The 511-nt window shown below is 44.0% G+C and carries 1 protein-coding gene; it reads right to left on the reverse strand.

The window, feature by feature from the left end; genetic code table 11:
* Positions 1-90: 90 nt before the first annotated feature.
* Complete coding sequence (locus DD616_RS17210) at positions 91-459, reverse strand: VOC family protein (RefSeq protein ID WP_017050097.1); 369 nt, start codon at positions 457-459, stop codon at positions 91-93.
* Between the last annotated feature and the right edge of the window lie 52 nt (positions 460-511).

A 511-nucleotide genomic window follows, 5' to 3' on the forward strand; every position in this document is an offset into this window, starting at 1 on the left:
ATAGTGCCGTAACCACTAAACCCAACGCAAATTGAAAATGCCACGCGTGCTAAGTCCCGCTTTAACGCTTTGTTATATGCGTTGTTTTAACTACATAAAGACTGCTTCAACTTTGTTTCCATCAGCATCGCGGACAAATGCCGCATAGTAAGTCTCACCGTACTCTGGACGTAAGCCAGGCTTACCTGCACACGAGCCTCCAAGCTCTAATGCAGCAGCATAAAACAGGTCAACAGCTTCTTTACTTGGCGCATTGAAAGCGATGTGAGTTCCGTTACCAGAAGAAGCTCCATTTTCACATGGACAACCTACCCAAAACTCAAAATTCTCACCGTAGGCAGCCGCCACATTTTCAATGTAATGCGAACGCTTTACCGATAATGCGGATAGAACTGAATCGTAAAAAGCCACAGCAGATGCCACATTTGAAACACCAACTGAGACGTGATTTAGAATCATTTTAAGCTCCTTTTTACTCACAGATTTTGAAAGCATATAACGCCCGGCTAAG

Origin of the sequence: Vibrio anguillarum (genome assembly GCF_003390515.1) — a bacterium.
Lineage (GTDB): Bacteria > Pseudomonadota > Gammaproteobacteria > Enterobacterales > Vibrionaceae > Vibrio > Vibrio anguillarum.